We start from the raw sequence: 8707 nt of genomic DNA on the forward strand, positions 1-8707 counted from the left end.
GCCGCCCTCGTCGCTCGGGCAGTGAGGAGCGCGGGCGCTCGCCGGCCGCGCTTGTAGACGTCTACAAGCGCGGCCGGCGAGCGCCCGCGCTCCTCACTGCCCGAGCGACGAGGGCGGCGGCTTCGCGCTGAAGGCGGGCGAGTAGCACTTTCCCTGGTGCTCGTAGAGCACGTCCGGGCACGGGGCCTTGAGCTCGTGAGGCAACCAGCAGGCACCGACCAACTCGACCTCGGCGTAGCGAGTGCAGGGAGGGCGCTTCTGCCCCTTGAAGGGCTCGCGCGGCAGCGGACGGGCGAGGACGGATTGCCCCGCGTCCGCGGTGTCCACGAGCCCGCCATGGGTGGGTGTGTCCGGATTTTCGCCCGCCGTGAGCTCCTCATGGCTGATGAACGCGGGCGGGGCGCTCGCGGGTTGGGGCAGGGGGGCCAGACGCACCAGCGCGAGGAACAGGGCGCACACCGTGGCGGCACTCGCCACGCCCCATCCCAGACGACACCGGAGGCGGGGCTCGGGGGGGGCGGACACGGCGTGGGCCATGCGCCGCGCTTCCTCGAGCACACCTTCCAACGTGGGCAGCAGCGACTCCGCCGACTGCCTGTCCTGGGCCCTGGCCCAGTCGGTGTGCTCCACTTCCAGGGCCGAGTAGCCCCGTGAAGCCCAGGAGCCGAGGAACACCCGCCAGTCCTTGCGCGCTGCCGCCCTCTCCTCGGGGGCGTGCTTGCGCACCAGGGCCGTGGCTCCGCTCGTCTCGTTCGTGGCCAGATAGAGCCCCTCCTGGCTGTCATGGGACTGCTGCACCTGCTCCTGAATCACGTACGGCCCCAACCGCTCCGGTTCCTCACAGCTCGCCTCGGACTTCTTCTCCTCGTCCATGCGTGCTCCTCCCTGGCCTCCCCTCATGCTGGTGGCCGGAGCTGGTGTTCGCATGGACCGCACCCGACTTCCAGGAGGTACCCGGTTCGTCAGGTGAGGGCCTACTCCCGGGGAAGGTGTCGAAGGATTCGTTCCGACACCTCGTCTCCTACGAATTGTCTGACACCCTTCCCTGTTCAGGGCTGGAGGGGCGCGCGCACCTCGACGATGACTGGCGCCGTCGACGTGGCCGCATTGAGCCGCTGGCACGCCATGCCGGTGAAGCGCACCCCCTCGCTCGTCAGGCTCCACGTCTCCGGGCCCGGCTCCATCACCGTCCCGTCCACGGAGACCTGGAGCGACTCCCGCGGAGGGGAGCCGCCCGAGTCCTCGAGCTGGACGAGGCAGGAGTCCTTCGCCAGCTTCCCGCCAATCAACTGAAGCGCCGAGGTGAGCTCGGCGCCGCTGTTGGCCGCATAGAATCGGCGCCTGCAGAGGTGCGAGGCGACGTCACACGTGTCACCCACGCCGCAGTCCGAATCCTGTTGGCACTGGCGCTCGAAGCCACCCGCGGAGGCGATGTTATTGAACACGACTTGTGCCTGGAAGGCCGCGGCTTCCGCACCAAAGCCCACCACGATGGTGCGAATGCCCTGGCTCCTCAGTGCCTGGACGGCGCTGACCGAGGTTGCGTCGTCCAGGCAGCCCAGGGTGTCGTACGGGGCGTATTTACAGAACTCGGGGTTGTCCAGCGTGCAGTAGCACCGGGTGCTCGGATAGGCATTCGGATTGTCGGGGTTGCAGTTGGGCAGACCATCCGTCAGCAGCAGCACGAAGTCGTCGCGCTCGGCCGTCTGCAGGCCTGGGATGGAGCTCAAGAAACGGAGGCCCGGGCCCGTGGGGGTCCCCCCCTGGGGCATGTTGTGCCCGTTGTTGGGGATGCTCTGGATGGCGGCGTTCACCTCCGAGGCCTTGGCCACCAGCGTCGCGTCATCCTCCGTGGTGGGCAACCCGACGCGAAGGCTGGTACTGGGGCCGCAGGAGTCAGTCACGGCACTCGGGTAGGTGACGAGCCCCAGGCGTGCCCGCGTGGCGTTCTGGGAGAGGAAGGTGTTCATCGCCGCCTGCACCGCGTACCAGCGCGTGGGGCAACGGGACGTATCGCAGGGCGTGGTCACACCACACACCTCACCGTTGTCGAGCCTGCAGGCCGGGAGTGATGGATTGATCGGAAACGTCATGGAGCCGGACGTGTCCACCATCAACATCAAGTCCGGCTTGCGGTTCATCACCTCCACCCGCGCGAGCACCGTCATGTTCGCGTCCGGAGTCTTTTCCGGCGGAACCAGCAGACAGCCGGTGGAGAGCCCTCCTCCAACGAGGAGACACAATGCCAGCGCACGGACGAGACGAGACACGGTCGTTCCATTCATGCGTGCGAGCATAGGGTTGACCCGCCCTCCCGTTCCAATGGGTGGAACGGACTCATGTTCCCTCCACGCGCTACGGCGAGAGGAACCGCCGCACCGCCGCGGCGTACTTCCCGGGCTCCTCCATGTCCGGGAAGTGCGCGCTCCGCTCGAAGAGGACGAGCCGCGCGTGCGGCATCACCCGTGCCAGGTCCCTGGCCGGATCCACTCCGACGTTCCGGTCCTGGAGGCCCACCAGCACCAGGGCCGGGACATCGAGCCCCCGGACCCGCAGGGCGAGCGGCTCGGGGTTGCGCTGAGCGACGAGCGCCCGGGCCATGTCCCCCGTGTTGACCAGCCCGCTCTGCTTCCACATCTCCCGGTTGCGCCGGGCCGCCTCCGGATCCTCGAACAAGAACCTGTCGACGGTGGCGGAGTCGGCCCGTGACCACACCTTCGCGAGCCGCTCCTGCGCGCTCAACGGCTCCCGGAGGATGGAGCGGATGTCCTGATTCAGCGCGCCCGTGCTGACCGACTCGAAGCCGTAGAGCTGGATGAGATCCTGCCGCTCGGGAGGACCCATCGGCGGAGCCTGGAGGATCAGCCGCTCCACCGCTTCCCGGTGGGCCAGCGCGTACTCCAGCGCCAGCTCGGAGCCAAAGGAGAAGCCCAGCAGCGAGATGCGCGCCACCCCGAGCTCCTGGCGGAGGGCGTCCAGGTCCGCCACCAGCAGGGGGATGGAGTAATCCTCCTTCGAGGCCGGGGCCATCGAGCGTCCGCTCCCCCGCTGCTCGTAATAGACGACCGTGGTGAACTTCTCGAGCTCGGGGCCGATGGTGCGCTCGAAGTTGTAGACGTGGCCGCCCGGCCCTCCATGAACGATGACGAGAGGGGTGGTGCGCCGCTCCGCGCCCGCGACGCGGTACCAGTGGCGGATGCCATTGAGGGAGGCATGGGCCTCGCCCTCCCTCAAGCGGGGGACCTCCGCCGTGACGGGCCGGGAGTGGCCGCACCCGGTCTGCAATCCCAGACAGACAATCCAGAGCGTCAAGGTTCCACGGAAGAAACGAAGCACGGAGGTATTCATGCGCGGCCCAGGGTGTCAGACGGCGCGTCAGAGGCAAGGACCCCGAAGGCTGGAAAGAAAAATCCAGGTGTGCTTCAATGGCGGTCTAATCTGGTTTTCCTGGGGGTTTGGATGAGCGCTGCTCGAAGCGGGAAGATGTCGCTGGTCATGTGGGTGTGTGGCCTGCTGCTGTGGCCGGGGCTTGCCTCGGCGTGGCAGACCCACGTGGCCACGGCGGCCAACACCTCTGGGAACTCGACGTACCTGGACGTGTATTACGCCAACGGCAACCCGAACCGGCTGCTGCTGGTCACCCCGGTATACAATCCAACCGGCGCGAGCGGCGTGTACAACAACCACCCGATCGGCGTCTGGTACGACGCGGCGCGGGGCCGGTGGGCCATCTTCAACCAGGACCACGCCACCATGCCGGTGGGGGCGGCGTTCTCGGTGTCGGATGGGAACGCCTCGAGCAACAACGTCGTCCACCGGGCGGCGGCGGCCAACATCTCGGGCCACATGACCTGGCTGGACAACCCATATGCCAACGGGCAGCCGAATGCCTTCGTCTACGTGACGGCCAACTGGAACCCCGGGGGAGTGGGGGGCACCTACAACAGTCACCCGGTGGGAGTCTGGTACGACGCGGTGCGGGGCCGGTGGGCCATCTTCAACCAGGACTTCGCGGCCATGCCGGAGGGGGCCTCCTTCAACGTGGTCTACCTGCAAGACTCGTTCGTCCAGACGGCGACGGCGGCCAACACCTCGAGCCACGTCACCTTCATCAACAACGCCCAGTGCAACGGCAACCAGACGTCGACCCTGTTCGTGACGGCGAACTGGAACCCGCCAGGCTCCGCGGGGGTGTACAACAATCACAACCTCGGGACCTGGTACGACACCGCGAGCGGCCGGTGGGCCATCTTCAACCAGGACTTCGGGGCCATGCCGCCGGGGGCCTCCTTCAACGTCTGGGTGCTCAACGTCCCGTGGTGAGCAGGGGGTGGCTCAGCCCGCGGTCCCGGGCTCGAAGCGCGCCAGGAAGACCTTGAACTGCAGCGAGACGAAGAGCGGACGCGGCGCCACCAGCCCGGTCTGGGCGAACATCGCGAACAGGGCGGCCTCGGACTCGATGGGCCGCATCGTCGCCAGGGCCTGGCGCCGATGCTCCAGCGCGTCCGGTGGGATGCCATACGCCCGCAACCGCCGCAGCTCCACGTTCGACAGTTCGAGGTCCTCGCCGACGCGGCAGCCCAGGACGAGGGGCGCTCCGGGCTTGAGCCGCCGGGTCACCTCGCGCAGCAGGGAGAGCCGGGCCTCCTCTCCCTCCACATGGTGGAGCACCCCCATCATCTGCGCTCCGTCGAACGGGGGCCCGGGGGGCAGGGTGTGCAGCTCTCCGACGTGCAGGTGCGTCCGGGGGAGCAGCCCCTCGGCTTCCAGGCGCTTCCGGGCGACGACGAGCATGGCGTCGGAGGGCTCCACGCCCGTGAAGCGCCAGCCCGGCACGTCGAAGCGGGTGTAGGGAACCAACTCCGCGCCCGTGCCCAATCCCACGAAGAGCAGCGATGCCGTGTCCTGGCCGTCGAGCTGAGCGGTCAGCGCGCTGACGCCGAGCTCGTACGCGGCATGGGCGCCGGCGAGGTTGACGGACACCTGGGTGTCATAGTGGGCGGCGCGGTCGGCGCCGAAGCCCGACACGAGGTGGTGGGCAGAGGGGGCGGGGTGTTCGTGGGCCATGAGGTGTCCTCCAGCGGCTCGCGCGAGGCGGGCGATATGGCCAGAGGATGAGCGCGGAGCCGAAGCCGCGGAAGTGCGGGGATTGTGGCCGGATCGGCGGGGATTTCGGTCATCCCCCATGAACCTGAGGACGGTGACCATGCCTTCACACCGAGTTCCCGAGGAGCCCAAGTGCCTGGCGCTGTCGCGGGTGGCGTTCGAGCACCACCAGCTCCCCGTCTGGGTGGAACGCTACCGCCCGGGCCAGCACACTCCGAGCCGAGGGCTCGTCACCCACGCTTTCGCCGTCATCGTGCTCATCACCCGCGGTCGGTCGAAGGTGCGGCACGCGGGACAGCAGGTCCTGAACGCGGGGGATGTGCACCTCATCCCCCCGGGAGATCCTCACGGCACGTCCCACTTCGAGGACGTGGAGGGGTGGGTGCTCGCCTTCCACCCCGAGGCCTTTCCATCCGACGAGGCCTGGGGCGGTGAGCGAGGCCTGAAGCTCGGTCCCCTCCTGCGCGTGAGGAGCGGATGCCACCCGGTGTTGAAGCCCTCGGCCGCCCAGCGCAAGCGCCTGGAAGGATGGATGAAACTCCTCGAGGAGGAGCTTCACCAGGAGGAGCGGGGCCAGCAGGAAGCCTGCGCGGCACTGCTGCGGCTCATCCTCGTGGAATTGGAACGGATCGCCACCCCTCCCCTCGTCCCCGAGCCACCGGGCTCGAGTCTGGCCCGTCAGGCACTCACCCATATCGAAGCGCACTACCTCGAGCCGCTGTCGCTCGCGAGCGTGGCCCGCGCGCTCGAGCGCTCCAGCCCCCATGTCGCGTCCGTGGTGCGCCAGGAGACGGGCCGCACGGTGGGAGAGTGGATCCTGGAGTACCGCATGGCCGAGGCGCGGCGGCGCCTGCGGGGCACGGACGAGCGGGTGGACATCATCGCCGAGCGCGTGGGGTACGCGGACGCGACCCACTTCATCCGCCAGTTCCGGCGCCTCCACGGCGTCACCCCAGCGGCCTGGAGGCGCCAGGCCACTGTCGGCGGGGAATAGGGATGAATGGGCCCGGGTCTGAAATAAAACCCGGAGAGTCAGGACGGGGCTTCCATGGCCCTGGGGGAACGCATGAACGTTGTAATTGTAGGTGCTGGAATCGGAGGGCTGACGCTCGCCGCGGCGCTGCACCGCGAGGGAATCTCGGCGCGCATCTACGAGCGCGACCTGGGCATCACCGCGCGCCAGCAGGGTTACGCCCTTTCCCTCAAGGAGAGCACTGGCCTGAAGGTCCTGCGAACCCTGGGTCTTTACGAGGACATCCGGGCGGTCGGTCGGCCCGCGATTGATTTCACGTTCCTCACCCCCGAAGGAAAGGACATCCTGCACCTGCGTGCGGACCCCTCGTCCCCCGAGTACACCCTGGGGGTGCCGAGGGACAGGCTCCGGACGCGACTGCTGGAAGCGGTGCCAGCGGAGTGGCTCACCTGGGGAGCTCGCTGCACCGGTGTGTCACGGCGGGGTTCCTCGTGGTTGGTTGAATTCGAAGACCAGGAGCCCGTAGAGGCAGGGCTTGTGGTCGCGGCGGATGGGGTGCGTTCGGCCCTCCGGAAAGTGGTGGTGGGGGATGAACTCCACTACCTCGGTCTGCAGGCCGTTGGAGGCGCCACTGGGAGCGAGGTTGAACACCCGCTCCTGGCCGCCGGTGCCTTCATGACGCTGGGGAAGGGAGCGTCCATCTTCGTGCAACGCTTCTCGGACGAGGGGAAGACCATCTGGTCTTTCTGTGCACATGCCGGGGAGAAAGCGTTGGACGCCCTGGATGGGCAGGCGCTGAAGGACTGGGCGCGCGAACGCACCCAGACATGGCACGAGCCAATCCCCACCCTGATGGCAAGCACGTCTCCCAGCAGCGTGGTCGTCCGCGGGTACTACGACCGGAATCCGCTGCGCACCCACGTGCACCCAGGTGTCGTCCTGATGGGGGATGCCGCGCACCCCATGAGCCCCTTCCAGGGCCAAGGAGCAAACATGGCCATGGTGGATGCCCTGGAACTCGCCGTGGCATTGAGGAGACTGAGCCATGGAGAGACTGGAGCCCTGGCTGAGTATGAAAGGGCGGCGGTCAAGAGGAACCGAGATGCGGTGATGCGCTCGAGAATGGCGGCCCGGTTGTTCCACTCGCGGGGAGCTGTGTCGACAACCGCTCGAAACATGGGCTTGCGCCTTGTCGACAAGTTCCTGCCCAAGCCCAAGCCGTAACGCTCGCCAAGCCGCTCCCGTTGCGGCCCGCGCCTCGCAGCAAGACAAAGGGCCGCCCCCCTATCGGGAGACGGCCCCTGGCGACTTCAGGCCCTGGAGGCCCGGGCTCCTTCCGTCGGAGCTAGAGCAGGATGATGATGATGATGCAGGGCCACAGGTAGAACGCCTGCAGCTACCGGGAGAGCCGCAGCAGGACGGCGGAGCCCGGGGCGCCGCTCACCGGGCCGGTGCCCAGGTTGACCGTGCCCTCGAGGTCGGAGACGAGCACCGCCTCGCCCGAGCGCGAGGACGTCAGGCTCCCCGCGCGCAGCACGCCGTCCGAGAAGACGCCCCGCGACCACTCGTGGCCCCCCGAGCCCCGGTAGAGCTTCGCCACGAAGAGGTGGTTGTCCGGAGTGCCGCCCGCCCGCGAGGGCAGCTTCGACCCTCCGGCGCAGTCTCCCGGCCGGTACTGGCCCACCACCACCATCCGGTCGTCCGCGTCCACCCCCACCGCCCGGGCGCTCTCCGCGAAGTGGCGCACCCACAGCTCCCCGCCACTCGTGGCATAGGCGGCGATGAAGCCGTCCCGGCCCTCCGCCGGCTGGCGCTTGCCCCGGAAGGTGAAGCTCCCCGAGTACTCGCCCACCACGAGGATGCGCGAGGACGCCACCGCCACCCCCAGCGCCGCTCCTTCCGCTCCCTCCAGGCCCCGCGACCACAGGTGGCGCACCTCGGGGTTGAAGCGGGCGATGAACGGGCTGCGCGGCAGCACCGTGCGCAAGGGGCCTCCCCCGAGGTCCACCTCGCCCTCGAAGAAGCCCACCACCGCGAGGTTGCCGGACCAGTCCAACGCGAGCCCCGTCACCGACAGCCGGCCCCACGTCGCCACCGGCTTGAGCGAGAACACCTGCCCATCCCCCACCAGTGCCCGGCCGATGAGCGCGGCGCCCAGGGGCTGGCCCGGATCCAGGAAGTTCACCGCCGCCACCAGGTGGCCCCGGCGCTCGTCCACCGCGAGGGCACTCGGGGGCAGCAGCTTCACGCCCGGCAGCTTCGTGGAGCGAGACCACAGGTGCGTGCCGTCCGGCGCGTACTTCGCCAGGAAGATGCCCGCCGGCACCGGCTCGCCCCCGAGGTCCAGCGAGGGCTCGCGGTGCTCCCCGGCGATATAGACGTTGCCCGCGACGTCCACCGTCATCGCGGACACCGTGGGCCGCGTGCCCAGGAGCGTGGGGAACCCCCTGGACCAGAGGTGCTTGCCGTCCGGCGCGTACTTCGCCACCGCGACGCCGGCGTCCCCGACCAGCGCCCCGCCCCCGAGGTCCAGGCCATTGCCCTCATACGCGAGGGAGACGAACGTGTTGCCCTTCCCGTCCACCGCCACGGAACGCCCGAAGCTCGCCCCCCCCACCGGGCGCACGT

At 68.9% G+C, this 8707-nt stretch carries 8 protein-coding genes; 3 read left to right on the forward strand and 5 right to left on the reverse strand.

The window, feature by feature from the left end:
• Positions 1–93: 93 nt before the first annotated feature.
• The 3 genes from VF794_RS33630 to VF794_RS33640 form a co-directional block, all read right to left on the reverse strand.
• Positions 94–873, reverse strand: a complete 780-nt coding sequence (locus VF794_RS33630) for a hypothetical protein (RefSeq protein ID WP_331117210.1) — start codon at positions 871–873, stop codon at positions 94–96.
• A gap of 176 nt (positions 874–1049) precedes the next feature.
• Positions 1050–2270, reverse strand: coding sequence for an adventurous gliding motility lipoprotein CglB (gene cglB / locus VF794_RS33635; protein ID WP_331117211.1), 1221 nt, complete (start codon positions 2268–2270; stop codon positions 1050–1052).
• A gap of 85 nt (positions 2271–2355) precedes the next feature.
• On the reverse strand, positions 2356–3312 hold the full coding sequence (locus tag VF794_RS33640) for an alpha/beta hydrolase (RefSeq protein ID WP_331117212.1): 957 nt from the start codon (positions 3310–3312) through the stop codon (positions 2356–2358).
• Between the two features lie 147 nt (positions 3313–3459).
• Here VF794_RS33640 and VF794_RS33645 point away from each other — a divergent pair, with 147 nt between their 5' ends.
• Positions 3460–4323: a DUF7452 domain-containing protein gene (locus tag VF794_RS33645; protein WP_331117213.1), complete on the forward strand. Its 864-nt coding sequence runs from the start codon at positions 3460–3462 to the stop codon at positions 4321–4323.
• Between the two features lie 12 nt (positions 4324–4335).
• On the opposite strand, the gene VF794_RS33650 is transcribed toward VF794_RS33645, so the two are convergent.
• A complete protein-coding gene (locus VF794_RS33650) occupies positions 4336–5067 on the reverse strand; it encodes a class I SAM-dependent methyltransferase (protein ID WP_331117214.1) in 732 nt (243 codons plus the stop codon).
• 139 nt (positions 5068–5206) lie between these two features.
• Between VF794_RS33650 and VF794_RS33655 the strand changes: the two genes are divergently transcribed.
• Both VF794_RS33655 and VF794_RS33660 read left to right on the forward strand, forming a co-directional pair.
• Positions 5207–6100, forward strand: a complete 894-nt coding sequence (locus VF794_RS33655; protein WP_331117215.1) for an AraC family transcriptional regulator — start codon at positions 5207–5209, stop codon at positions 6098–6100.
• 54 nt (positions 6101–6154) lie between these two features.
• Positions 6155–7303, forward strand: coding sequence for an NAD(P)/FAD-dependent oxidoreductase (locus tag VF794_RS33660; RefSeq protein WP_331117216.1), 1149 nt, complete (start codon positions 6155–6157; stop codon positions 7301–7303).
• 172 nt (positions 7304–7475) lie between these two features.
• Here the strand turns inward: VF794_RS33660 and VF794_RS33665 are convergent.
• Positions 7476–8707 (reverse strand): hypothetical protein (locus VF794_RS33665; protein WP_331117217.1); only part of this gene is annotated, 1232 nt, incomplete at its 5' end.

The organism is Archangium sp. (assembly GCF_036389735.1).
GTDB lineage: Bacteria > Myxococcota > Myxococcia > Myxococcales > Myxococcaceae > Archangium.

Coding starts and splice junctions, on each gene's coding strand:
- VF794_RS33630 (WP_331117210.1), bottom strand. CDS start 873: ATGGACGAGGAGAAGAAGTCCGAGGCGAGCTGTGAGGAACCGGAGCGG.
- VF794_RS33645 (WP_331117213.1), top strand. CDS start 3,460: ATGAGCGCTGCTCGAAGCGGGAAGATGTCGCTGGTCATGTGGGTGTGT.
- VF794_RS33650 (WP_331117214.1), bottom strand. CDS start 5,067: ATGGCCCACGAACACCCCGCCCCCTCTGCCCACCACCTCGTGTCGGGC.
- VF794_RS33655 (WP_331117215.1), top strand. CDS start 5,207: ATGCCTTCACACCGAGTTCCCGAGGAGCCCAAGTGCCTGGCGCTGTCG.
- VF794_RS33660 (WP_331117216.1), top strand. CDS start 6,155: ATGGCCCTGGGGGAACGCATGAACGTTGTAATTGTAGGTGCTGGAATC.